Annotated in this window: 22 protein-coding genes and 1 pseudogene; 3 read left to right on the top strand and 20 right to left on the bottom strand. The window is 47.8% G+C overall.

Features of this window, described 5'->3' with window-relative positions; genetic code table 11:
- Window positions 1-247: 247 nt before the first annotated feature.
- Together ACR2PX_RS09600 and ACR2PX_RS09595 are read left to right on the top strand one after the other, a co-directional pair.
- Entirely contained in the window at window positions 248-628 is a 381-nt protein-coding gene (locus ACR2PX_RS09600) for a hypothetical protein (protein ID WP_433999140.1), read from the top strand.
- A 64-nt stretch (window positions 629-692) separates the two neighbouring features.
- Window positions 693-902 (top strand): annotated as a pseudogene (locus ACR2PX_RS09595) (IS30 family transposase); the annotation flags it as partial.
- A gap of 12 nt (window positions 903-914) precedes the next feature.
- On the opposite strand, the gene ACR2PX_RS09590 reads toward ACR2PX_RS09595, so the two are convergent.
- The 17 genes from ACR2PX_RS09590 to gspC all read right to left on the bottom strand — a co-directional run bounded on the left by ACR2PX_RS09590 (window position 915) and on the right by gspC (window position 14,967).
- Window positions 915-1,844, bottom strand: coding sequence for a DUF5655 domain-containing protein (locus tag ACR2PX_RS09590; RefSeq protein WP_433999139.1), 930 nt, complete (start codon window positions 1,842-1,844; stop codon window positions 915-917).
- A gap of 23 nt (window positions 1,845-1,867) precedes the next feature.
- Complete coding sequence (locus ACR2PX_RS09585) at window positions 1,868-2,410, bottom strand: DUF6933 domain-containing protein (protein ID WP_433999138.1); 543 nt, start codon at window positions 2,408-2,410, stop codon at window positions 1,868-1,870.
- Window positions 2,411-2,449: 39 nt separating this feature from the next.
- The gene (locus tag ACR2PX_RS09580; RefSeq protein ID WP_433999137.1) at window positions 2,450-3,205 is read right to left on the bottom strand and encodes a type II secretion system protein N; all 756 of its coding nucleotides are present in this window, start codon (window positions 3,203-3,205) and stop codon (window positions 2,450-2,452) included.
- Window positions 3,206-3,210: 5 nt separating this feature from the next.
- The gene (gene gspM, locus ACR2PX_RS09575; RefSeq protein ID WP_433999136.1) at window positions 3,211-3,759 is read right to left on the bottom strand and encodes a type II secretion system protein GspM; all 549 of its coding nucleotides are present in this window, start codon (window positions 3,757-3,759) and stop codon (window positions 3,211-3,213) included.
- The gene (gspL, locus tag ACR2PX_RS09570; RefSeq protein ID WP_433999135.1) at window positions 3,756-5,021 is read right to left on the bottom strand and encodes a type II secretion system protein GspL; all 1,266 of its coding nucleotides are present in this window, start codon (window positions 5,019-5,021) and stop codon (window positions 3,756-3,758) included. Before gspL ends, gspM begins: the two co-directional genes overlap by 4 nt.
- Window positions 5,018-6,067: a type II secretion system minor pseudopilin GspK gene (gspK, locus tag ACR2PX_RS09565; RefSeq protein ID WP_433999134.1), complete on the bottom strand. Its 1,050-nt coding sequence runs from the start codon at window positions 6,065-6,067 to the stop codon at window positions 5,018-5,020. Before gspK ends, gspL begins: the two co-directional genes overlap by 4 nt.
- Window positions 6,064-6,720 carry a type II secretion system minor pseudopilin GspJ gene (gspJ, locus tag ACR2PX_RS09560; protein ID WP_433999133.1) on the bottom strand — a complete coding sequence of 219 codons (657 nt, stop codon included), beginning with the start codon at window positions 6,718-6,720 and terminating at the stop codon, window positions 6,064-6,066. The genes gspK and gspJ overlap by 4 nt, the downstream gene beginning before the upstream one ends.
- Window positions 6,717-7,151 carry a type II secretion system minor pseudopilin GspI gene (gspI, locus tag ACR2PX_RS09555; protein ID WP_433999132.1) on the bottom strand — a complete coding sequence of 145 codons (435 nt, stop codon included), beginning with the start codon at window positions 7,149-7,151 and terminating at the stop codon, window positions 6,717-6,719. Before gspI ends, gspJ begins: the two co-directional genes overlap by 4 nt.
- Before the next feature lie 51 nt (window positions 7,152-7,202).
- Window positions 7,203-7,379, bottom strand: a complete 177-nt coding sequence (locus ACR2PX_RS09550) for a hypothetical protein (protein ID WP_433999131.1) — start codon at window positions 7,377-7,379, stop codon at window positions 7,203-7,205.
- The gene (locus ACR2PX_RS09545; RefSeq protein WP_433999130.1) at window positions 7,360-7,563 is read right to left on the bottom strand and encodes a hypothetical protein; all 204 of its coding nucleotides are present in this window, start codon (window positions 7,561-7,563) and stop codon (window positions 7,360-7,362) included. Before ACR2PX_RS09545 ends, ACR2PX_RS09550 begins: the two co-directional genes overlap by 20 nt.
- 3 nt (window positions 7,564-7,566) lie before the next feature.
- Window positions 7,567-7,851: a BrnT family toxin gene (locus ACR2PX_RS09540; protein ID WP_433999129.1), complete on the bottom strand. Its 285-nt coding sequence runs from the start codon at window positions 7,849-7,851 to the stop codon at window positions 7,567-7,569.
- 29 nt (window positions 7,852-7,880) lie between these two features.
- The gene (gene gspH, locus ACR2PX_RS09535; protein WP_433999128.1) at window positions 7,881-8,447 is read right to left on the bottom strand and encodes a type II secretion system minor pseudopilin GspH; all 567 of its coding nucleotides are present in this window, start codon (window positions 8,445-8,447) and stop codon (window positions 7,881-7,883) included.
- Entirely contained in the window at window positions 8,447-8,905 is a 459-nt protein-coding gene (gene gspG, locus ACR2PX_RS09530) for a type II secretion system major pseudopilin GspG (protein ID WP_433999127.1), read from the bottom strand. Before gspG ends, gspH begins: the two co-directional genes overlap by 1 nt.
- Before the next feature lie 228 nt (window positions 8,906-9,133).
- Complete coding sequence (gspF, locus tag ACR2PX_RS09525) at window positions 9,134-10,354, bottom strand: type II secretion system inner membrane protein GspF (RefSeq protein ID WP_433999126.1); 1,221 nt, start codon at window positions 10,352-10,354, stop codon at window positions 9,134-9,136.
- The gene (gene gspE / locus ACR2PX_RS09520; RefSeq protein WP_433999125.1) at window positions 10,354-11,904 is read right to left on the bottom strand and encodes a type II secretion system ATPase GspE; all 1,551 of its coding nucleotides are present in this window, start codon (window positions 11,902-11,904) and stop codon (window positions 10,354-10,356) included. Before gspE ends, gspF begins: the two co-directional genes overlap by 1 nt.
- The gene (gspD, locus tag ACR2PX_RS09515; protein ID WP_433999124.1) at window positions 11,879-14,074 is read right to left on the bottom strand and encodes a type II secretion system secretin GspD; all 2,196 of its coding nucleotides are present in this window, start codon (window positions 14,072-14,074) and stop codon (window positions 11,879-11,881) included. Before gspD ends, gspE begins: the two co-directional genes overlap by 26 nt.
- Window positions 14,071-14,967 (bottom strand): type II secretion system protein GspC, encoded by an 897-nt coding sequence (gene gspC / locus ACR2PX_RS09510; protein ID WP_433999123.1) that lies wholly within the window; start codon window positions 14,965-14,967, stop codon window positions 14,071-14,073. The genes gspD and gspC overlap by 4 nt, the downstream gene beginning before the upstream one ends.
- Before the next feature lie 503 nt (window positions 14,968-15,470).
- Here gspC and ACR2PX_RS09505 point away from each other — a divergent pair.
- Window positions 15,471-16,052, top strand: a complete 582-nt coding sequence (locus ACR2PX_RS09505; protein ID WP_433999122.1) for an acyloxyacyl hydrolase — start codon at window positions 15,471-15,473, stop codon at window positions 16,050-16,052.
- Between the two features lie 54 nt (window positions 16,053-16,106).
- Here the strand turns inward: ACR2PX_RS09505 and ptsP are convergent, their stop codons facing one another.
- From ptsP to ACR2PX_RS09490, 3 genes are all read right to left on the bottom strand, one after another.
- The gene (gene ptsP / locus ACR2PX_RS09500; protein ID WP_433999121.1) at window positions 16,107-18,626 is read right to left on the bottom strand and encodes a phosphoenolpyruvate--protein phosphotransferase; all 2,520 of its coding nucleotides are present in this window, start codon (window positions 18,624-18,626) and stop codon (window positions 16,107-16,109) included.
- 109 nt (window positions 18,627-18,735) lie between these two features.
- Entirely contained in the window at window positions 18,736-19,041 is a 306-nt protein-coding gene (locus tag ACR2PX_RS09495) for a PTS fructose transporter subunit IIB (RefSeq protein WP_433999120.1), read from the bottom strand.
- Window positions 19,042-19,197: 156 nt separating this feature from the next.
- Entirely contained in the window at window positions 19,198-23,898 is a 4,701-nt protein-coding gene (locus ACR2PX_RS09490) for an OTU domain-containing protein (RefSeq protein ID WP_433999119.1), read from the bottom strand.
- Between the last annotated feature and the right edge of the window lie 174 nt (window positions 23,899-24,072).

The following is a 24,072-nucleotide window of genomic DNA, read 5'->3' as shown; positions in this document are numbered from 1 at the left end:
CATTACCTGTAAAACTGATGTTTTTTAGAATCAGGGAAAACAGCCTGACTGCTTCTCAGGAAAATCCGGCAAAACTATACGACGAAAGGTGTTCTACCTGTGCTTTGAAATTCCTATACATCAAGCTGTGTTTAGAAATGGGTGGTCTTTCAAAGATCATCTGATTTGGGGGGAAGGACATATTGGGGGCGTTATTGTCAGCATTGATGTACAGCGAAGGCACCCTCACAATCGCAGCATTGAGTCCATGTTTAAAGATGAGGATGCCAGGCAGTGGATACAACGAATTAATGATAATAGCTTTAATGATTCAGACTCAGATCAAAACTGGATATATCCCAAGGCCGCCCATGAGCTGCCGGTCTCCGAGATAAACGGGACGACATTTTACTCTTATAAAGCAACTGATCGGCCTCATACATGGGAGAGTTATTTTGAAACACCTATCACTGACGATCATCTAGTGATCTTTCGATTTAACCCCTCTTCATGGCACAAACACTTAATCAATGATCTTGATAGGGTATCTGAAGCAGCAGAGAAGACGGTTCACTCCTTTATGGAAAACGTCCATATCCAGCTATCGGATGATGCGCTTCGGTGCCAGGCGGTTTATCAGAGCCGGTAGAGCCAGAGGATAGCTTAGGAACCTGTGAATAACCTCTGATTTTCTTCCCCTATTAAATTGAAGCCAAAAAGGAAATACCAATGGTTGGCTCAGGCAGTATTTCCCCAAGTTGATTGAGCTTGATAAAGTCTAAGAGCATGAGGTCATCAGTGCGGTTGACAAGTTGAACAAAAGACCCAGGAAATGTTTTGATTACAAGACACCTTACGAGGCATTCAAGGACTCAACAGGAATAGATGCAAGAAAAGTCATAGGTTATGCACTTATGGCTTGAACTCAGGTTTCTTCAATTTCCCAAGTAGCTCGCCTCAATCATTACTTTGGCTTTCTCAAAATCCTCCAGGCTACGAATAGTTAGCTGCAGATCACCGGTTCCCCAGTGTCCTATTTCCGAGACATCCCGGCTAAAACCCTCTTCCATTACAAAGTTAGCAGGTGACGTTTTCAAATAAAGATTGAGTTTTGGGTCTTTTGCAGAAGGAACAACCAATATGCAGACAAAGTTTTTGATTCGCTTGAAAGCGAGGTAGAGCTTGGGTTCTTTGCGCTGGACTTCATCACCCAGACCATCAATAAACTCACAGACAGTATTGTATAGTTTTAATAGAGGCTCACTGGCAAGAGCCAGAGCTTCCTTGTGGGTTTTATCCTTGCTTTTGTTTTTTGCCGGAGCTTTGATAGCTGTTGCAGAATCCTGCAGATCAACCGATGCTGTTTGAGCGTTGACCAGCTCAAGCAATAGCAAATCAGTATCAAAGTAGCGATAGCGCATCAGTTCAATATTTCGATTGATCTGCTGTACTGCATGTTCATCGTACTTGTTAAAGTCGCTTGCGATGCATATTAATCGGGTTCCCGGCCACTCAATGTGTTCTGCTACCTCCTTTCCGAACTTTTCCATCACCAGCCATTTAAACTCAGCCTGATGATCCAGCAGCCAGTCGAGGTAGAAGAGCCCCTGATTAATCACATTCTCATTACTGTGTCGCTTATACTCGATGATCACCGGGCAGTGGTTCTCATCCAACCCCAGACTATCGATTCTCCCTTTATGAGTCTTGCCTGTGCTGTATTCACTTTCCAGGAAGCGCACTCCCAGAAAAGTTTCCATGTCCTTTTCAATCAGGATCTGCAGGTCTCTCTCCAGCTTCGCACTATGACCAGCCAACTCTGTTACCTGGCCACTGTTAAAGCGGAATAGTTTGGCGTCACTCATCTAACTTCCTATCAAATAACCTGCTAATCAATTGCCAGTATCTGTTTAACTCTGTTGCTCATCTCATTGTCAGCCCAGATACAATCTTTCTGGCCTTTCACTGTCAGTGGTCGATGGTTCAGCCAACTATGAAGTTCATCATAAGGAGTGTCTATCAGAGCTTTCTGATCAGAAGATGGGTACTCCAGACTGATTTTCAAATCCCTCTCGGCTATCCTCATTGTGCTCAGTACAGAACGATTCGTTTCATTGTCAAAATACACTTCACCACAAGCTTTTAGCACTTTCTTGACTGTGGAGGAGGAACTCCCACAGCAAGCAGCCAGTGCATGATGCAGCAGAGTCTCAAAGGTTTCATTAAGGTGAGCAAAGTCCTTCTTTTGCAATCCGCAGCCGAAGACAATAAATCGAGTTTCATTCTCACAAAACAGTACACACTGTCTGCGTTGAATGGTGAGAAAATGTGCATGCCAGTGTTGTAACGTACCAATAGCAGGCATAGCTTCCTGCTCTGTAGGTGGTTTTGGTAATTTTTTGGCTAACTTGGCTGTGCAATGAATAATCAAAGAGAATTCCTTACGCTAGCTGAAAACGCCGAAACCTCATTATATCCGACCTCTGAATGTCAGCGGATAACGCCCCTGAGAATCCGGCCTGCCCAGTACTTTCATACCGTTCTTTATGTTCTCTGGCAGGGCTTTACCTTCTGATACTTTCCCACTCAGTGAATAGCTACCGTTGAAGTCAAAGCTGAATACAGCATCTGTCGTCAGAAACTCGGAAGACTGCCTGATTTTGCCTTCCAGCGTATTTCCCTTGCAGCTGAGATCGGCATTAGCCTTACCCAACTTCACATCCCCCAAAGGACTGCTGATCCGGCCTCTTTCCCAGGCCAGGCGACCATCCAGCTCAACACATTGTCCTTGCTCATAGACCAGCGTATCTGCCACCAGGTTGATATTGCCCCGTGCGGTAGCTGGTACTGGCATGGGTGCCAGTTGCTGTAACCAGTCTGCAGAAGCATCTGCTTCAAGGTCCTCGATGGTCACGCCCTGGGTACTATAGGTCACAGTGGCTTCACCCACGACCGCCGAAAAGTCATCACCGACTTCAAGATCGGCCTTGATCTTGCCCGTCAAAAGCGCAGAAGGTTTGAGATCCCACGTAACTTCCTGCAGCTCGACCCCATTGAGTGTTAGCTCCTGCGCTGAACCGGACCAAACCGAACCTGAAAGGCCTTCCAGCTCAATCCCCGGCATCTTGGGTGCGTAGTTCCAGACAAAAGCGGCAGGTAGCTCAGCCAGCATAAAGCCGGTATAAGAAACAGTGGCCAGTGCTGCCAGAGAAATTATTTTCTTCATGTGACTTAACTCTCGCTGCGGGCTCTCTGTATTCTCAGTGCATTAACGTTCACCTGACCGGGCTTGTCGGCGGCTTCCACCTCCAGTTCCCTGATCTCAACACCCGCCTGCTGTTCAAGATTGACCAGCCATTCCAGTAAACGATCAAAGCCCACTGTATCAAGATCGACCTGCAAACTATCACGAACAGATCGCACTCCGGTGATACGCAGATCAAAGTCTCTTGCGGTCCTGTTGACCATTTGATCCAGAGGTAATGACAGATAGCGAGTCTGGTCTGGCTGACCCTGACGCAGATTGACTATTTCGCTGGCCTGCGCCTGAATCGAAGCCAATAATTTCTGGCTGGCCACCAGCTTTTGCTCAGCAGCCAGCTGCCGCTCTGCCAGAGGGTTCAGAATCCCCTGCCAGATCGTCCAGACAATAATCGCCGCACCACCCACCATACAAAGTTGCTGCTCGCGTCGACTCAGGCCATTCCAGTAGCTCTGAGCCTGCTGCCAGCGCTGATTGAACTGCCAGAGCCCATTAAAAAATTCCAGGATACCGCTCATGAATCGTTCCCCCTGATGATCAGCGTGCCATTGGCCAGCTCACCACTCTTCTCCAGCGTTTCAACCGTGATCACCAGTTGCTCTCCCGACTCTTCCCGGAAGGCTGTGAAGGTATCAAAGTCTTTGGCTGTAGCTTCCAGCCTCAATGACTGCTGCGACTGGTTGTACGACAGCGTAATAGGTTTAAGTTCAGGATACTGCTTGAACAGAGGTGCGGTCTGATCCAGTAGTTTCAGAAGACCCGAATCATCACCGTTATTGCTTTTTAAGGTCATGAGCTTCTGTCTCATCTGCGACTGAAGACGTACAACTCGCTCACCGGGAAACATGTCACTGTATATTTCATGGGCCTGAGCCTGAAGCTGCTCAGCCTGCTGCTCCAGCTGCACGGATTTCAGTAGCGCCTGAGCTGTAAACAGGGTAATAGTGAAAGCCAAAAGTCCGGCTGCAAGCCCCCAGGGCTTGAGACTCTTGATCATCGAAGACTCAACCTGCCAGGGTCCCTGAAGCAGATTGGCACTCTCTTTCCCTACATAGCTCTTCTCTGAAGCTGCACTGATAGCACCCGCAGCCAGCATCTCCATGGAAGAGCCGGAAGCATCCTGATGCCACTCTCCAGGGCAGTTCTCCGGAATCTCACTGAAACTGTTCACGGTCAGAGGTTCTTCTTCCGAATCACTCTCTGTCAGATAGAAGCCCAGCCAGGATGGATCACAAGCAGCCCACTGCCAACGACCATCCCTGAGTATCCAGCGCCCATCCATTTCAAGCGCAGAACACTCCCCTTCCGTCCAGGGCAGCGCCAACGCTTCCGGGATCATTGTTTTGAATTTCAGACCAGACTGAGTCAGTGCATCATACCAGAAAGCCATTTTTTCCTGAGCGACCACAGATACATAAACCTGATCGTCTTCTTTGGCTATCACTGAAATGTGAAGATCATCAACATCTTCAGCCAGATCATCTTCCAGACGATAGGGCAATGACTTCAATACGGCTTTGTTCAGGCTTCCTTCAACCTGCACACGGTGAACACTGACCAGCTCAGTGGGGACCAGGGCAATGGTTTTGGTATCAGGAAATTGCTCTGTCAGTGTCTCTAACGCTGAAATAGACGACAGAATTCCTGAGGAAGCTTTTCCTCCCTCCGCCGCCTGCACCACTGGGCCTTGCTCTACTGGACTTTCCTCTACTGGATAAAGCTGCCAGTGAACGGACTGTCCGGGATCTCCGGGCAATCTGATGATAAGATGCTGGCTCATTCAAGCCCTCCAAACTGTCGGCGAATCACGCTGAACTTATTCTCTTCTTCCCGCCGCAGCAGGCTCTTTATTCGAACTTCCGAGTCCGCAAAGGAAGCTGTTGCATCCATTACAAAATATTGACTGTCAACCGACATCAATTCATTGGTACCTTCGGCACTGAAGTTGGAGAGAGACGGTTGCTGAACAAACTCATCCACACTTTTCCAGCCATCCTCAGGTCTCTGCTCCAATACCTCTTGGGCCTGTTCTACAGACAGTTCCCCCAGATACAGGGCACTGAGCACTGCCGCATGATCTGGCGACAGGGTATTAATATTAATTTTCATCTCAGTGGCAGGCAGTGCACAGACAAAAGGTTGTATCCTTCTCATGATGCCTGAATTGACGCCCTTCACTGCTCTTAACTCTGACGCCGATCTCATACTGGTATTACTGGCCAGATAGGAAACCGGCAACGATTGATAATAACTGTCTTCAGCTCCGGTGCCTGACCCCTGGGAGTCATCACCATCCACCCAGTCTCTGACCGACTGGGCAATAACATCTGCCTGGTAGGCTTCAATTTCCAGCACTTCCATCAGGGACTGGAAAACTTTCATCTCTGCCGGGCTTTGCCCTTCTTTATCAGCAATATGCAGGGCATTCAGGTTCAAACAGGCCTGGGCATCCTTGATCTCACCACTGATGGTTCCACCGTCAACGGGAAAGGTCACCTCACCAGTGGCCCAGTTTTGGCCAAGGTTGACCGTTTCTTCTTTTTCTTCAAACTCATCCTGAAGCACCTTAACCGCCAGCTCTTCGGCAGACAGTGCATACCAGCGAGCCTGTTCCATTTGCTGCAGGGACGCTGTCCGTCGCATCTGCAGGGAAAATCCAAAGGTAATCTCTGCAGCTATCAGCACCATCAACGTCAATACAAACATGACGATCAGCAATGCAACACCCGACTGACGACGTTTATGAGCTGTTACATTGTCTATATTGGGGCTGAGGCTCCTTATATCTGGGCTGAAGCTCCTTATATCTGGGCTGAAGCTCCTCATGAAGACTTCTCCTGCACATCCCAGGTGCCAGGAAGCACATAACGCCGCTCAATGACGCCCAGATCATTCAGCTCAAACGTAATCATCAGTCCCTGGGGCAGGGTTTTGCCCAGATTTTCCACCCACTTACCATTAATGAAGTACTGGAACTTGAGTGAGCGGACATCCGTCAATAGATCTCTGATCACCGGTTCGGCATTCTCTTCCGGATCCAACACATAGAAGTGCTGACGCTCCAGAACCCCATCCTTGAGTCGGTAACTGACTTTCTGGAGCTCGGATCGGGGCAGTTTTTGCTGAGGATTTCGCCAGCCCAGACGAATAAAGGCAGCCGCCTCGTCATCCGACTCCAGCATATCTTCGCCCGCAAACAGGCTTTGATCGGTCAACTCGCCATCGACCCGAACACCCCGGTCAATCATTTGCCGGAAGTCCTGCTCCATAACGATCATGGCGTAGTCAATTTCCTGAATCCGATTCTGATGATCGCTGGAAACATCCCTTGCACTCATGACCCCTTGTAAAATCTGCCAGGCTGTCAAACTGACCAGTGCAAAAATCGTTAAGGCCACCAACATTTCCAGCAAGGTAAAACCACGGTGGTCCGAGCGTTTCATGACATTCAATGAACTCATGATTTTTGATGAGTTCATGACTGCTTCACCGTATAGGTTTGCAAACTGGCCAATGCCGGTTTTTTCTCGTCACGATCCAGCCTGACTTCTACCTGAATAGCACGAAAGCTTTCATCACCCGTGCGTAGGCTCCGATATCGTACATGCCAGGTTTGATCCGCCAGTTCGCGAGTTTCTTTTTTCCAGGTCTGGGAAGGCCACTCTTTTGAAGAGATGTGTTGCAAGTAAAGGTCTGACAGCTCATTGTCTGCCACCCAGCGAGCCATGGTTTTATTCTTCAGGTACTGGCTGTTATTCAGGCTTTCACTCGTGGTTCTGAGCACAGTAATGCCCGCTATGGCCAGAATGGTCATGGCCATAAGCACTTCTAGCAAAGTGAAACCCTTAGCCCTTTTGCAAAAAAACGGGCTTTGGAGTGGCCTGAATGACGTTTCGTGTGTCAGCTCCATTGTCAACTAATACCTTGACTGACAAGTGGTTCTTGTCCCATTTCTTTTATTTCACTTTTCATCATTCAGGCGTCGGGCCCTGCCTGATTTCAATACAGGGTTTTCAGCATCAATCATGGCATCATGATCAACAGCATCTTGGGACTTTCCACAAACACGATTCCAGTCCGTTTTATCATGTAGCTTTTTAGCTTGATCAGCATTGGCTCTAACTTTTTTTACTTTCATCACCCCTACCTCTTCTTTTTGCTGGCCTGAATTTTTCTAGTTCCTTCTCTGACTGAATGGGCACATCTGGATCAGACTGAGCACTCTTTCGAATTTCTTCGTCAGTCATACCATTGACTCGCTCATAGTCTGTTTTATCCTCCATAGTATCGATCTCTTCCTTGGTATACTTTTTAACAGTCATATCTTAACCTCTTCGCCAAGAGCGATATTTTGCAATTTCACTTCTTTCAGCACGTCTCGCCGATATGATTCTGATAGTATTTCCACCATCACGCTCAGTAAATGCAACGAATAATACCCCTGGGCGTGCCATTCCAATAATTTGATAACGATCTTCATAAGTCGAATTTTTATCATCAAATTGCTCTATAGCATTTGGATCATCAAAAATAGAAATGACAGAAACAAAATCTATTCCGTGTTTCTGCATGTTTTTCAGTCTCTTTTCTTCATCCCATTCAAATTCCATTTATAATCCTTTTCATACAACTAAAAAACTTAACCATTATCATTTTGTATGATCTTTACTTCACCGGTTTCCCTGATCATGACACTGAAATAACGACGACCGTCGTTGGCTGACTGAAATCGCACTTCAGCCGGTGTGACTTCACCACTGGACCAAAGGTAGAGATCAGGTGTTTTCTTACTTTCTTCTTCGTCGCCAAACAGCCCTGAGCCGGTAAAAAGTGAACTGCTATCTTCCTGCTGTTCGGCATCCAGGGCGGCCTGCCAGACCAGCTCTCCCGGCTTAAAATCCAGGCTTATAGCCTCTGGCAATTCTTTTTCTGTCAGCAACCGGTCACTCTCTAACGGTTGCCATTTGCCTTCTTGCCATTCCATGAACTGATAACCGTTGCGGGTAAACTTGACTCCAAGGTCCTTACCCTTGACCAATGATTCTTCATGGCCGGTTTTCACCAGTGCGGCAAAACGTTCAGCATCCGTTTTCAGTCGAGCTGTACTGTCACCCGGCTCCAGTGTGGGCAAAACCACTGCCGTAGCAATGCCCAGTAGCACCAGAACCAGCATGATTTCAAGCAAGGTGAAACCGGCATGCTTCATCAGGAATTCATGTTCCAGTTACCGATGTCATCATCAGAGCCTGCCTGCCCGTCAGGGCCAGAGGAGAAAATATCAACGTCGCCGAATTCACCCGGTGACTGCATCAGATAGTCATTACCCCAGGGATCCTGAGGCAGACGACGAATATAACCATTATCGCGATAGTTTCTTGGCTGAGGCGTACCGGATGGCAGTTCTACCAATGAATCAAGCCCCTGCTGGGTGGATGGAAAATGGTTATTATCCAGCTTGTACATGTCCATGGCGTTTTCCAGCGCCACGATGTCACTAACGGCCTTCTGCTGATCCGCCTTTTCCTTGTTACCCAGAACGTTCGGAGCCACCATACTGGCCAGAACGCCAAGAATCACGATCACCACCATGATCTCGATCAGGGTAAAACCCTGCTGTTTTTGTCCTTTTTGTGTTATAGACATTCGTGCCTTTTTCGTAGTCATTGATCATTATCCCCTAATGTCATACTGCCCGATCTGAGCCTGGCTCATTGTTCTTTGCTGTAGACACAGCCACCCCGTATAGGTGGAGAAAGGCTGCGTACTTCGGATTGTGTTTTGGTGTTTTTTTCATCTGTGACTTTTGCATATCTCCCGTGCCATTTACCATGAAAACTTTTCAAAATGGTAAGCAGGGAACTCAGTCGTTTAAAACAACCACTTTCAAGACTTTTATCCAGACACCAGTGAGTTCAGGTCCAGCATTGGCGTCAAAATAGCCATGACGATAAACAGCACCATGCCCGCCATGGACACAATCAGCAAAGGCCCAAAAATACCCAGGGCAATGTTTACCTGATTTTCAAACTGACGGTCCTGACTGTCCGCCGCACGACCCAGCATCTGTTCCAGCTCACCCGACTTTTCACCACTGGCAATAATGTGGAGCATCATGGGTGGAAACAGCTGGGTTTGGTCCAGAGCTATCCAGAGACTCGAGCCCTCCCGGACACGTTCAGAAGCCTGTTCAAGAGACTTACGGATAAAGCTGTTGGACATCACTTCTGCCGAGATTCTCATGCCATCCAGCAGGGGCACTGAGCTGCTGCTGAGAATACTGAGTGTCCGGGCAAATCGGGAGGTATCCACACCCGCACCCACTTCACCCAGGACAGGCATTTTCAACATAATTCTGTCGTATGTGAGTCGCCGTTTCGGGTTGGTCAACAAACGTTGTCGCAGAAACAATAAAGCAATCAATCCCCCTAGCACCCCGAAACCGTAATTCCGCACGAAGTCACTCATGGCAATCAGGGCTTGAGTCATGCCAGGCAAGTCTTGACCAAGATCCGCAAACTGCTCCACAACGGTGGGCACTACGGTTGCCAGCAATACGGCTATGACCGAAACAGCCACAATGGTCAAAATGGTCGGGTAGATCATGGCCTGAATCAGCTTGCCGCGAATCACCTGACGTTGTTCGGTATAGTCAGCCAGTCGCTCCAGAACCGTATCCAGATGGCCAGACTTTTCGCCAGCCGCCACCATGGAGCAATAAAGTGTGTCGAAGGTTTTCGGGTAAATAGCCAGACTTTCAGCCAGAGTACGCCCTTCCAGAACCTTGGCTCTCACTGTGGTGATCATGGCTTTGAGATGAGATTTCTGAACCTGCCGGGACAATGCCTGCAGGCACTCTTCCAGAGGAATGGAAGCGGCTACCAGGGTGGCCAGCTGACGAGTCAGCATGGCGACTTCACCAGAACTGGCTTTTTTCTCGAATAAAGAAAAAGACGTTCGCTCACTGCTGCTCTTTTGCTCGGACTCCGTAATAGATACCGGAGCCAGACCTTCCGAACGCAGCTGTTGACGAAGTTGCCGGGCTGAATCAGCCTCCAGCACGCCTTTGCGCTTTTTACCCTTTTTATCAAGAGCTTCGTATGCAAATACGCCCATTATTCCTCCCTGGTCACCCGCAGTACTTCTTCAATAGAAGTCTTGCCAGCCAGGACTTTGTGGAAGCCATCCTTCTGAATACTGGGACTGGTCTGACGAATGACGTCTTCCAGAGCCTGCTCACTTGCACCTTCGTGAATCATCCGACGAACATCATCATTGACCAGGAACAGTTCATGGATGCCGGTTCGGCCTTTATAGCCGCCACCATGACAGTCGGAGCAACCGTCAGGACTGGCTTCATGAACCGTTCTGCTGTCCGACGCCTCCATTCCCATCAACTTGCGTTCATGGAGCGTAGGTTCTCTGGCCACTTTACAGGAGGAACAGAGTGTTCGAACCAGACGCTGAGCCAGAACCCCCAGAAGACTGGACGACAACAGGAAAGGTTCAATGCCCATGTCCCGAAGACGGGTCACAGCACCAATAGCGGTGTTGGTGTGCAGAGTACTCAGTACCAGGTGACCGGTCAGAGAAGCCTGAATAGAGATTTCGGCCGTTTCCAGGTCACGAATTTCACCCACCATCACCACATCAGGGTCCTGACGCAGAATGGCGCGCAAGCCTCTGGCAAAAGTCATATCCACCTTGGGATTAACCTGTGTCTGGCCTACACCTTCAAGGTCATATTCCACAGGATCTTCAACGGTAAGAATATTGCGTTCGGTGTCGTTGATTTCTGTCAGGCCAGCGTACAGTGTCGTACTCTTACCGGAACCGGTAGGACCTGTGACCAATAGAATTCCGTGTGGTTTATGCAGGGCTTCACTGATTTGATGATGAATGCCCGGAGTCATACCCAGACTGGACATGTCCATGCGAACACTGTTGCGATCCAACAGTCGCAATACAATCCGTTCTCCGTGACGTGAGGGCAATGTCGATACCCGGACATCAACAGCACGACCACCCAGTCGCAGTGAAATACGACCATCCTGAGGCACCCGTTTCTCGGCAATATCGAGCTTGGCCATAACCTTAATACGGGAAACCAGCAATGCCGCCAGCTTACGCTGGGGTCGAAGAATTTCTCTCAGTACTCCATCGACACGGAAGCGAATAACCAGGCAGTTTTCGAAGGTTTCGATATGAATATCGGAAGCCCCTTCCTTGATTGCTTCGCCCAGCATGGCATTGATCATTCGAATAATGGGGGCACCATCATCCGCATCCAGAAGATCTTCATTGTCGGGCAGTTCTTCCGCCAGAGAATAAAGCTCTTCATCATTGCCGATATCGTTCATCAGCTGTCGGGCAGCCGATGAATCTTTTTGATAATACGCCGAAAGCCTGGCTTCAAACTCACCTTCGGAAAGTGATTTGATATCGATAGGGCCTGCGACAAAGCGACGAACTTCGGTCATGGCTGCTCTTGAAGGCTGGCCATTAACGTACAAGCAGGGGTTACCCTGACGCTCTTGTTCTAACAGAACACCAAAGTTACGAGCAAAGGCAAAGGGCAACTCCAGAACACCAGTGTGGGTATTGTGGGCTACCTCCTGAGCTAAGGCTTCAGTTTCCTGATCAGCTGTTATCGCCGGACTCTGCATCGTTCTTCTCCGACTGATTACTGGCTACCGGACTCTCTTCTGAAGAGCTGTCGTCTTCTTTCGTACTTTTTTCGTTCTCTATTTGCTCAGCATCTTCCATTTTCTGGCGAGCTCGGTTCATCAAATCAGAGTTCGAAGGGTATTCAGGCAGTACCGGCGTTTTTGCCTTTGGCATCAGTTCCACGCCCTGATCTCGACGATCCAGCTGGCGAGCACGCATATAGCTGTATTTTTTACCACTGATACTGGTGAGAATGTTGTCGTCACGAATGATGGTGGGTCTCAGGAAGACCATCAGATTACGCTTTTTCACTTCACTGGAAGTGGAACGGAAGAGAGCGCCAATGTAGGGAATGTCTCCCAGCAGCGGTACCTTGGAAACACTTTCCTGAACGTCTTCATCCAGAAGTCCGCCAATGACGATGGTATCGCCGCTGCGAGCCAGTACAGAAGTTTTCACTTCACGCTTGGAGAAAGTCACGTCAACAGAAGTACGGCCATTCACACCAGACACTTCCTGGGTAATATCCAGCTTCACCGAGTCCCCTTCGTTGATCTGGGGCTTAACGGTCATTTTGACACCTACTTCCTTACGGTCAACGGTCTGGAAAGGGTTGTCATTATTGGAGCCAGAGGCAGAGCCGGTAATAACAGGGACTTCATCACCGACAATAAAGGAAGATTCTTCATTATCCAGTGTCATCAGACTGGGAGTGGCCAGAACGTTGGACTTGGAAGAAGTCGTCACCGCCTGGAGCAATGCAGTCCAGTCACCGGACGTGATGCTGAATGCAGCACCGGAAACACCAGCAAGAGCATTATAAAGATTGGTGTAGTCACCTGGCTGATCAGGGTTAATGGTGGTATTGCCATCAACGATGACGGTTGAACCTGGAGTGTCTTCCGCATCTTTCAGACCCGCCATGATCTGACCGATGGGTACGGTACGGCCATCATTGAACTGCATCAGGCTGGAGCCGTTAGCATTAGCCAGCTGGAATGACAGGTTAATGCCATCGCCATCGGTGACTTCAACGATAATGGCTTCCACCAGCACCTGGGCACGACGGATGTCCAACTGCTTGATCACACCTTCCAGACTTTTCATCATGTCAGGCTGAGCAGTGACCACCAGAGCATTAGTTTGCTCATGAACATTGATACTGAATTTTTGGTCATTACGGCGAACCGCCTTACCACTGTCTTTTTCGGCCTGAACCGTCTGGCCCACACCTTCCATGACTTCTTTCAGGTCAGCCGCTTTGGCATATCTCAGATAGAAGACGCGGGTATTACCGGATGATTCCTGTTCGGCATCCAGCTGATAAACAATGCGATTGACCTTTTGCAGCTGTCTTGCCTGTCCGGCAACAATCAGGCGATTGCTTCGGTCATCCGCTACGACAGTGACTTGGGAAGCACTGCCCTTGCCGCCTTTTTCCTGCAGCAGTGACGTCAGAATTCGCTGCATTTCAGAAGCAGAAGCATATTCCAGCTGAATGACAGAGAAGTCACGGTTGCCGACCATGTCCACTCTTCTGACAATCTCAACCAGGCGCTTAACATTGGCAGCTCGACCGGTCAGCAGAAGGATATTGGAGGGGTCGTAATGCACAACATTGCCAGCTGTATCATTCAGCTGACGAAGCAAAGGAGACAGTTCTCTCACTGGAACGTTCTGAACCGAAAGCACCCAGGTAACAAACTCATCACCCTGACCCGGGTGCTGCTGATCGGCCACCTGAATAGCCGACATTTTTGCATTTTTGTCCTGAACAATTTTCAGAACTTTGTCGTCTTGTTCTATGACAGCAAAACCATGGACTTCCAGAACATTCAGGAACAACTGATAGTACTGCTCAGCCGTCAGCTTGTCATAGGATCGAACAGTGACAGAACCACGAACGGCAGGATCCAGAATAATCGTTTTATTCAAAGTGGCACTGACAGTACCGGCAAACTCACTGATGTCCGCCTTCTCAAAACTGGCAGAGAACTCTCCATGGAGGGCTGAAGGCTCATTGGCAAGAACAGGTGTCGATGCCAGTAATAACCCTGCGATCAATGAGCAGACTTTTCTTCGAACCTGTTTTCCAAACGTCCGGGCACGGGCCCCGTTTAGTGTTGCAGGGAATGATTGGTCGAACCCTGTCTTTCCTGTGACAATCATAGTTTTACTTCTATTTCATAGAGACGGCCATCTCGTTCAATGGTCATCGAGAACTGGGCGAGCTGATTTATTTCTTGCAGCAACTTCATGGTGTCATTGCTGTCGCTTAGGTCATATCCGTTAATAGACAGGGCAACATCATTAGGCTTAAGGCCTGACTGACGGAAAACTTCAGGGAACTTGCCAGGGGTTAACTGATATCCAACAAGCTGACCATCCTTCTGAACCGTGTTGAACTGGACAAAATCCGTAAAGGAGGCCGGATCAGAGATCAGCTGTTGACGTACTTCGGTCAGACGACCACTGTTTCTTTTTTCTACTTTTCGGCCAGCTTCATCGGGGTAAAGTAACAGAGCTTCGTGTTTGCCCCTGTTTAATACAATCACCCGATCTTCATAGATATCTTTTACTTCAGCATTAGAACCCTGAAGTTTTTCACCCAATCGATAGGTACGATCACGCCCACCGGACTGAATCACCGCGACCGATTCAGCAGGAATCGTACTCGCAACAATACCTGTCACTTTGGCAGACAAGCGGGATTTGGGAACAGCATTGGGATCGATGTTACTGGTATCCGTTTGTGTCAGCTTGATAGGCTCCTGACCAAACAGATGCAGATTATTCAAGGCAGGGTAGGCATCGCTTTCCGACAGCCTACTGTTCACAACAGTGGACTGAGGTTGCCACGACTCAATCGCAGCAGCATCTGAATGATCAAGAAACTGCCACGTAAGGCGGGCCAGCTGCTGAGTCAAAAGAATAACCAGAAGGACTTCGCAGCAGATAATAAGTCGCCTTACCCCAGTCTGTGACAACACACTGGCAATATTAAAATCAGGCGACGACTGAGGACTCAGGCCCTTCAATCTGTTTAGCAGGGTTGTCGACATGGTACAGCTTATTTATTAATTCGTTTATTTGTCCGATGCACACAAAACCGGCAGTGAAGAATTCTTATGTTCTAAATGTCTCATCTACTACCTAAGATGGTACATAGGTACCACACACAATTGTTATACGTGCAAACACCTACAAAAACAATGAATTCTTTTGCAGCCAGCAATATACGCGGCCTGAAGACAAGCTGTCTTGATCCAGATCAAGACAAGTGTCTTACTCCTGATACTTAACTGATTGACACTATTGAAATAAACATCCGACAACTCATCACATTCGTCACAGGGATGACCGTTCAAACCATATTAATTTTCCTATGTTTCATTTTTACTGTCAGGTAGATACCTTTACTTAATCGACGTATTCTTTGACTAAGGCGGGTAAATTAAGTCGCAATTATGTGATTGATTTCTCAAACATTTAATTAACTATTTAACTGCCAGGCCAGGAACAGGGCCAACAACAATAACAAAATGAAAGCCTGGGGATTAAGGAAGTGGCAAAAGTAACTTTTCTGTCTGCAGTACCTTTGGTGCTATCTGTTTTTTCAACGTCGGTCTTAGCTCAACCTGAAAGTATTCATTTCAGCTATGGGCCGGATCTTTCCAGCAAAATCGATGTAAAAGACACTCGAGTTGCCCTGAGGTGGCATTTAAGTGATGAGGGCTATCTGGAAGACTCATCATGGAGCGACCGGTTTCTACTCGATACCTCTATTTCTTACTGGGATAATCAACTGAATGTCAGCCCTTCTCACAGCGTGAAAGGTGGTGATGATATCTATGGCTTTTTCATTACCCCCGTCTGGCAGTTTCAAAGTCCCAGTGAACGGTATTACTTTGATGCAGGTCTGGGAATTGGCTGGATCAGTGATACCCAAATTCGTTACAAGGGCGATCAACCTTTAGAGAAGAGCACAAACTTTCAGTTTGAAACCATGCTGGGTGCAGGTATTCGCTTTGGCACCCAGAAAAGTTTTGATCTGGGAGCTAAGTTGATTCACTACTCCAATGGCTATATCAAACGGCCTAATATGGATTTGAATGTTATCCAGCTTTCTCTTGCCTATCACTTTTAAAGAGAAATGCCCGGTATTTTCCGGGCATTTCGATTATTGATTTTACTCTGCTACTTACAACTCCAGCTCGCTTGAAATAAACGCCAACAGTTCCTCTTCACTGGTGCAGGCGGCCAAAGAATCCCTGAAGGCTCCGCGCATAATGCGTCGTGCCAATTGGGCAAAGATCTGCATATGAACACTGCCCGCTTCACTGGCTCGCACCGTCAGCATAAAAACAGTATCCGTCAACACCTGATCGCCTTCATTCCAGAGGATAGGTTCTGCCAGTTTCATAATACTGATGCTGTTCACAGCAATGCTGTCTGACTTGCAGTGCGGAATAGCAATACCGAAGCCAAGCATTGTGGGTGAAATAGCTTCCCGCTCCCATATAGCTTCTTCTGCACCAAAAGCATCGGACACCCGACCATTAACATCGAGATTATCAACCAGCGTTTTAATGACTTCTGCCTTACTGCGGCAATCTGCATTCATGATAATGGAATGCTCAGCCAGTATCGGCAGGACTTCTTTCTTGTGACCGGCGCTTTTCAACAACCCGGCCACTTCTTCAGATGTTTCCAGCTGAAGGGCTTGCTCCAGTATTTTTCTGCTGTCTTCAAGCGTCAGTTGACTGATGGTTTCTTTGATTTCAAGAATGCGGGGAGCACTCAAGCTGACTTCATCCAGCCCCAGACCCAATAAAAGAGGCAGATGTTCAGGGTTTCCAGCAAGCTCACCACACATGCCCACCCAGGCTCCCACTTTGTGGGCTTCAGTGACGATGTGATTGAGCAGTCTCAGGAAAGCTGGATTCATAGAATCATAGAGATGCTCAACTTTGCTGTTTCCTCTGTCGGCTGCCAGCAGATATTGAGTCAGGTCATTACTGCCAATGCTGAAGAAATCAACATAACGAACCAGCTGGTCGATGATAAAGGCACAGGAAGGAACTTCCAGCATAATGCCCAACTGAACTTCAGGATCAAGCTCAAAACCTTCAACCTTCATGGCTTCAACGACATTATTGAATACTTCTCTAAGCCATTTGGCTTCGGCCAGCGTTGCTACCATGGGTACCATGATTTTGCAGTGCCCATACTGGCTGGCTCTCAAGATCGCACGCAACTGGGTGTGAAAGAGGGTCAGATATTCGGGATACAGACGAACAGCCCGGTAACCGAGAAATGGGTTTTCCTCATTGCCAATATTGAAGTAATCCACGGGCTTGTCACCACCAATATCCATGGTTCGGATAATGACCGGCTGACCATTGGCTGCCGTTAAAGCTTTACGGTAGATTTCGAACTGCTCTTCTTCACACGGTGGCTCCGTGCGATCCATATAGAGCATTTCAGTCCGGAATAACCCTACGCCCTGTGCACCTTGGGCAAAGGCAGTTTCGGCTTCTTCTGCACTGGCAATATTTGCAGCCACTTCCATGTGATGACCATCCAGAGTCACGGCAGTCTGGTCAATATACTTCTCACGTCGTAGGTCTAACCTATCCTGCTTGCTCTGTTCCAGATCATAGAAGCGATCCACACTGGCGGAAGGATTGCTGATTAACAGCCCCAGATTGGCATCCATAATAACCTGACGGCCATCTGCAGCCAGTGTGCGAGCACCTTCAACACCCACCATCACAGGAATACCAAAGGATCTGGCCAGAATGACCGTATGAGAAGTAGTACCACCGGCTTCCAGCACCAGGCCTTTCAGGAAGTTGCGATCCAGAGACAAAAACTGACTGGGAGCCAGAGAATCGGCAACACAAACGGTATTTGTTGTCAGTTGTGTGTCTGTTTTTTCAAAGCTGTCTTCACCGTAGGTTTCAACAATCAGTTTTGAACACAGGTCACGAATATCCAGTGCACGTTCCTGCAGGTATTCACTGCTGGAGCTTTCCAGTACCTGAGTGAAGTGCTCCTGGGTTTTCAAAATGGCAGACAAGATCGACAAACCAGCAGTAATACCTTCCGAGATACTACTAACCAGCTTTGCATCGCACAGCAGGGAAAGATGTGCCTTAAGGATGGCTTTCTCTTCGCCTGCCGATGTTTCAACCTGATGCTCAAGCTGGGCGGTCAAATGCTGTCGGGTCTCATCAAAGCGCACCCGCTCTTCATGTTCAGCAGATTTTTCCAGTGTTTCAGGATTCAAGATCAGACGCGGTTCACCCAACACCAGTGGTATGCCTCTGGCAATACCCGGACTCACTGAAACACCGCGAAGGCTCTGCAGCTCTTCACTGCGAAGCATACGAGGAAGAGGCTTTTGTTGTTTATCTTCAACAACCACCAAAGGCTCATCGCAGGTTAGAAATTCCGTTTCCAGAAACACTTTGAATTGATTCAGGGTCGTTTCCGCCTGCCCCCCCGTCACCTTAATCAGGATAGGGTCATGCAGAGCAATATCGGAAGCAATCATTGATAACACGGAACGGGCATCCGCTTCCTTGTTATTACGAAGATTCGTCATGGTGATTGAATCGCTGTAACTTTTTACCGCCTCTTCAATAAAGCTGGCAGGTCTGGCGTGCAATCCATTAGGCAAAGGGAAAGTATAATTAAAACTTGCTGAGCTATTCATCGTCTGAAGTTATCTACAATAGGTCAAATGTCGTATGCATCAACAAGTCTTGCAGACGCATTTCATATTCTTTGATCACCAGAATCACAATAATTAGATTGGAAAGGGCTCAGGATTCTGAATTTATCTCGGACATGATGTCCTGGGGTGATTCCAGGATGTCGCCAATGGATACGTGAAGCGTTTTAAGGCCTTCGAAGCGCTCATCGCCGTTGATGGCTATATCGTTCGTCAAAATCGCAATATCGGCACTTGCTATGTCCTGACTGGACAGCTTATCCATAATACCCAGTGCACCCTGGGTCTCTACCTTGATGGAATGTCCTCGGGTTCTGGCACAACGTTCCAGTACTTCTGCAGCCATATATGTTTCGGCGATTCCCGTAGAACAGGCAGTCACTGCGATTATATTCATGGTTAGCCCTGTCCGGTGATTACAGGGGTCATGGTAGGGAGGTCAAGTTTCGGGGGAAATCGTAAAATTCAACCATTGAGGTCAAAAAAGTACCAAAGCTTAAAAATGTTGACAGAAATCAACATTCTTAAGCAGATCAATCATGATCAATACGACTTATTCTCTTTTGTGGTCATAGTCGTTTACATGCTTTCTCAAATATTGAATGCCGCCAATTTGATATTGAACCTTACATTTAGGGCAAACCAGATTAGGGTCCAGAGGCATACCAACGGTAAATTCTGAAGGATAGGTTCCAACCACCTGTCCTTGTATTGTTGGCTTGTCTTTAGCAACAACCCCCACATCTTCCTGCCCAACAGTTTTCTTAAGCTCAACGTCAGTCTCATCACTCTCAACCTTGGTATCCGTTGCTTTGCCGGGAGAAAAAGAGAGGTTTTGTGACTTGAACTTCGGATCAGATTTCAACTCAACCCGGAACCGGTCGAGCTGTCTTACAGACGATTCAGGCGATACAAATGCCTGGCCGGCAACAGCTCTGTTTTCTACCCTGAGGCTTTCCATGTAGCCTCTTTGCTTATCAAGTCGTTGCTGGTATTTCTGTGGATCTTTCTGAGGAGCCTTTGGCTCAGGCACCATTTGCACAGGTCTGGGTTTTCTGCGATGGGGCGGCAAAGGGGTAATAGGCTCCCAATGCTCCCAACCTTTTCGCCCCAGGTTCATAAGCCCAATAACATCTTTCTGACCCAATACCTGGTGGGCACGGTCCATATCCCCCCATAGCAGCTCTCTCTCTCCAAGCTCATTAAAGCAGTACTCTACGGGCTGATTGCCTTCAATCAGGATTTTAGGGTTAATAACATAAATGGATGGACGACCATAGACTACTGATACAAACTGCAGATCTTCCGTTTTCATCCAGTAATCTTCCGGTACTCTGCCGTCTGGCACCCCCTCTTCTTCCAGGGGATGATCAAGAAACTCGACTCGATTACCAGGAGGAGATTCAAAAGCAATGATCAATTCTTCTTCTTTCTGTAATCTCTGCTGAGCAACTCGAACGACACGGTCAATGTAGGCAGGATCGTTTGAAGAAAGCTGACTGACGTCTCCCGTTTTCATATAGACGTCAATATCTCTAGCAGCCCAGGCGCAACGCCTTCTGACTTCCAGTGGTGAGTCCCCTGTAGCATGGGCTATCGCATGGAAGCCACAACTGCCGTCCGGAACGGTTTTTTGGCCCAGACGGGATCCCAGCTCGTTGACCAGAAACTGAGTCACCTCAGGGCGATTGTAACGGTTCTGGAAGTCTTCCCTGTCGCTAATATGCCTGGCGAACTGACCTGTTACAGAAGCAGCTTCCAACAACGGGGTATACTGCTTCATTGTTTCCGCCATACCCGACAGCTGCTGATTGCCCATATTCCATACAACGATACGCATGTGATCCTGGACTGCCTGATCATATCTCTTAAAAAAATCCAGCCCCGTGGCAGGGTTAACTCGTTTTTCATCGATATAGTCACGCAATACATTACACAAATAGACTGGCCACTGTTGATCTTCAGCCTTAAAGCCACACCACCCTCTGATATTATTTTCAAGTTCATACTGATTTTTCAATGAGACATGAGCGGTAGCCAGACCCAGATGCTTGATACAGGTATTAATCTTCTTTCTATGCAGCGGCTGGTTTTTCATATAGGCCCTGAAGTAAACATCAGGGTTGTTGTAGTATCGCACCAGTTCATCACAGACTTGAAAGGTGGTCAGACTGGGAGTCTGACTTCTCTCTTCCACTTCAGGAACCTGACTCATAGTCTGAAAGTAAGCATCACCGCTGGCCTGGCTTCGCAGTTGCTTCATCCTTTCCACTTCATCAGGAACATAGGTTGACGCATGAGCAGCTTCCCTGGGAGTCACCAAATACTCACTGGCAGCATAAGCAATATCCCAGGTGCTCAGTGGTGCACCAGACAGTACTGAGTGCATGGCATAGAGATTAATCATGGCATCCAGATCATTTTTCAGACGAGGATTCCACAGATTCAGTACGGTTAGATGTTGCAGCTCGGCATCGGAGGCGGCAGCCAAAGCTGGATGTGATTTGCAGAAAGCCTTCATGATGGGAATCGCAGATTCTTTGAAGAGACGTTTGCCTTCCTGCCGATCACTGCCTTTATCCCATCGACCATAAGCCACTATCACTTCTCCGCACATTTCTTCGGTGATGTGTTTTTTTGAGGCTAAGCTATGAAACTCTAAAAACGACAACGGTATTGCTTTATCCCTGAGTGCAGCCCAGGCAAAGATTTGATTCTCAAACTGCCGGGACTTAAGATTGACTGGCGGCATCCTTCTGATGACGTCTAAATCCCTTTCTGACAATTTGTACCTTTGCCCGTAGTGGCTCAATACAGATTCAAACTGCTCCAGGGCTGGGTCTGGTAAAACGTCTGCCTCTGGTGTATCTATTCCAATCTCCGGCTTAATCAAGGGTTGAGGAGGATGAATATCCACAGGGCTAGGAAGGGGTGAAGCTGCTTCTTCAGGGACTAGCCGCAACAGCTCCTGCTCCAGCTTTACGAATAGAGATTGATCCATCCTGGGTCTGAATTTTTCAACATTCTGCAGTATGAGCTGTATTGCCTGGGGCTTTCTTGTGTTCTCAGAGGCTCTTGACATATAACGCTCAAAGTAGACCTGCATCAGTTCTGCTTTTTGCGCTGAGGAAATAGAGGGCTCGGAGCAGAGCTCACAAAGCTGACGGGTGAGTGCATTTAAAGTCTCATAGCGAAGCTCTTTGTAGTGCAGATAAAGTTTGAACTGTTCAACTTTTGACTGCCAGAGATCCTTCTGTTCCCCTGGCAGGGGACCCATATCCCTTCTGTAATCGGCTTTTCGCTGCTCAAGGTAATTTTTAAAAATCACATCAGTATCTGCATCGTTAGCGTAGATCTTCAATACTTCGAAGTTCAGCAGGCCTTCATCTGCCAGAACATCCACCTGTTCCCTGGAACCATCTATACGGTATAAGGTGTCTTTCAGCTGATTAATCTGTTCCATTGGATCAGGTAAAGCAGGTATTACCCTGAGACTCATGACAGGTAATGTCTTTGGCCTGCCCTCTGGTTCATGTTGAACCATTTGACCGACGTCGGTTTCCTGTAGTTTAAGGTTGCCCAGGGCATCCGATACCAGATCTCTACGTTTCTGTACTTCCTTCTCTGCCTCCAACTGGGCCAGGTTTATCCATCGCCCACTCACCAACTGAATAGCCAGCTGCTCAGATTCTTCAATAGTAAAGTTAGACCCCATCAGGATGTCTTTAACGGCACGCTCATCGCCAGACAATACCCGAACCTGCATAGATTCTGAGCCAATACCTAAAGCTTCCTGCGCCAGCTTTATTTTCAGATTATCCAGTTCCACCAGAGCTTTTAACTGGGCGGAGGTATAATCGGTCTGATGAAAAATAACAGGATCAATCATCCCTTTTTCCAGCGCCCTGGACAGTTCATCATCACTGAACTCCTGATCCCCTATTCGCTTCCTGAACTCTGCAAATGCAGGGTGATAGCGGACATCAAGACGCTCGGGGACTCTGGGAGCCAACCTTAGCGACATGGTCAAGCTTATAGGTGGTGGCAGATCATCCACCACTGACTGAACCGGAGGCTCAACAGACAATTCTTCCAATTGATGAACCTGTGTATCCTTAATCGCCATTTCCAAAGTAGCGTCTTCTATCAACGCCCTTCTTTTTTCAGCATCTTCTTTTCTGAACTCAACAAGATCGATAAATTTTCTTGTCAGTAGTTTCTCAGTTGTTTCATCAGATCCTTGACCCAGAACGTCCCTGGCTTCCCGCCTGAAATAATCAGCATTCGTCAGGACCGGTTTCTGCTCTTGAGGTGTTTTCTTCTGTACAGGTTTCAGTTGTTGTTGCTGGCGATCTTTTTTAGCCGCCAGCTGGCGAGGAGACAGGACAGGCTCTGGTAGTTCTTCTCTTTCTGGCTGAAGTCTTCGCTGCTGAATAACACCCAAAACTCTGGGAAGATTCACACCGACTCTCATTAATTTTGGCTTAATGCCAGAGCTCTTAAAAACATTACCATCAAGAATGTTATGAACGACTGCAAAATGCAGATCCATATCACTGATTTCATCCTGACCAAAAAGACTTCGATAATTGACGAACAGAACTCTCTGTTCTGGTGTCATTACAGGCGCAAAAAAATCAACGTTCTGTTCTGCCGCTATCTGTTTGGCCGCTTCGACAAAAGACGCATGGCATTGACGATGTGACCGGGCACGATCCAATGCTCTGGGGAGAATCGAAAGCAAATGAGCCGAACTATATAGCTTAAGCTGATCACGCATTTCATTGACCAGTTTGGTCACCAATCGCGGATCAGGAGCATCAGCCCCTCCCTTTTCTCCAGCCAGTTCTCCAGCCAGCACTACTGGCAAGCTTTGGTAGAACCAGTCGGTAAGATGCTCATAGGAGGCTCTTTCACAACTTTCCAGAGCTTGGGTGATTTCAGCCAGTTTGTGCTTTGTTATGGATTGGTCAGTGTCTTTAATAGGCGAAATCAAACGCGCTTTGAGATTGCTTTTGGGCGAAAACTTATCAGCGAAATCACACAGGCTCTCCAGCTTTTCTATGAGAGCGGCTCTCTCCTCTGCTGAAACGCCCTGATTAACAGCAAAAGAAACTAGCATCCCCGTCCAGGTTTTTGTATTGCCAGCTTTGAGAGCAATACCTTGCTGTCCTACTGATGCTCCGAGCTCCTCTCTTTCATGGCAGCTCAAACCTTGAAGCTGCCTGCTGAGTGATTCCAGCTGTCCAAGCATTCCTTTCTCCCTGTGCAATATACGCCTGATATAAGCACTATAGACAAGAACAGGATTCCAGAGAAAAACCGTCAGAAACCTGACGATGTGAATAAAGAGAAGGGGATATAAAACAGGAAGAAAGAAACTCTGTCATAAAGTTAATCTGGAAGAAAAGAGTCTCATCCTTGAGAA

The sequence above is a fragment of the Endozoicomonas sp. genome (assembly GCF_051008435.1).
GTDB lineage: Bacteria > Pseudomonadota > Gammaproteobacteria > Pseudomonadales > Endozoicomonadaceae > Endozoicomonas_A.
The sequence above is the reverse complement of the archived record's forward strand: the minus strand, read 5'-3'. Positions and strand labels throughout refer to the sequence as shown.

Excerpts from the sequence above, each read along its gene's own strand:
- ACR2PX_RS09600 (WP_433999140.1), top strand. The coding sequence starts at position 248 with ATGTTTAAAGATGAGGATGCCAGGCAGTGGATACAACGAATTAATGAT.
- ACR2PX_RS09590 (WP_433999139.1), bottom strand. The coding sequence starts at position 1,844 with ATGAGTGACGCCAAACTATTCCGCTTTAACAGTGGCCAGGTAACAGAG.
- ACR2PX_RS09580 (WP_433999137.1), bottom strand. The coding sequence starts at position 3,205 with ATGAAGAAAATAATTTCTCTGGCAGCACTGGCCACTGTTTCTTATACC.
- gspM (WP_433999136.1), bottom strand. The coding sequence starts at position 3,759 with ATGAGCGGTATCCTGGAATTTTTTAATGGGCTCTGGCAGTTCAATCAG.
- gspL (WP_433999135.1), bottom strand. The coding sequence starts at position 5,021 with ATGAGCCAGCATCTTATCATCAGATTGCCCGGAGATCCCGGACAGTCC.
- gspK (WP_433999134.1), bottom strand. The coding sequence starts at position 6,067 with ATGAGGAGCTTCAGCCCAGATATAAGGAGCTTCAGCCCAGATATAAGG.
- gspJ (WP_433999133.1), bottom strand. The coding sequence starts at position 6,720 with ATGAACTCATCAAAAATCATGAGTTCATTGAATGTCATGAAACGCTCG.
- gspI (WP_433999132.1), bottom strand. The coding sequence starts at position 7,151 with ATGGAGCTGACACACGAAACGTCATTCAGGCCACTCCAAAGCCCGTTT.
- ACR2PX_RS09550 (WP_433999131.1), bottom strand. The coding sequence starts at position 7,379 with ATGAAAGTAAAAAAAGTTAGAGCCAATGCTGATCAAGCTAAAAAGCTA.
- ACR2PX_RS09545 (WP_433999130.1), bottom strand. The coding sequence starts at position 7,563 with ATGACTGTTAAAAAGTATACCAAGGAAGAGATCGATACTATGGAGGAT.
- ACR2PX_RS09540 (WP_433999129.1), bottom strand. The coding sequence starts at position 7,851 with ATGGAATTTGAATGGGATGAAGAAAAGAGACTGAAAAACATGCAGAAA.
- gspH (WP_433999128.1), bottom strand. The coding sequence starts at position 8,447 with ATGAAGCATGCCGGTTTCACCTTGCTTGAAATCATGCTGGTTCTGGTG.
- gspG (WP_433999127.1), bottom strand. The coding sequence starts at position 8,905 with ATGACTACGAAAAAGGCACGAATGTCTATAACACAAAAAGGACAAAAA.
- gspF (WP_433999126.1), bottom strand. The coding sequence starts at position 10,354 with ATGGGCGTATTTGCATACGAAGCTCTTGATAAAAAGGGTAAAAAGCGC.
- gspE (WP_433999125.1), bottom strand. The coding sequence starts at position 11,904 with ATGCAGAGTCCGGCGATAACAGCTGATCAGGAAACTGAAGCCTTAGCT.
- gspD (WP_433999124.1), bottom strand. The coding sequence starts at position 14,074 with ATGATTGTCACAGGAAAGACAGGGTTCGACCAATCATTCCCTGCAACA.
- gspC (WP_433999123.1), bottom strand. The coding sequence starts at position 14,967 with ATGTCGACAACCCTGCTAAACAGATTGAAGGGCCTGAGTCCTCAGTCG.
- ptsP (WP_433999121.1), bottom strand. The coding sequence starts at position 18,626 with ATGAATAGCTCAGCAAGTTTTAATTATACTTTCCCTTTGCCTAATGGA.
- ACR2PX_RS09495 (WP_433999120.1), bottom strand. The coding sequence starts at position 19,041 with ATGAATATAATCGCAGTGACTGCCTGTTCTACGGGAATCGCCGAAACA.
- ACR2PX_RS09490 (WP_433999119.1), bottom strand. The coding sequence starts at position 23,898 with ATGCTTGGACAGCTGGAATCACTCAGCAGGCAGCTTCAAGGTTTGAGC.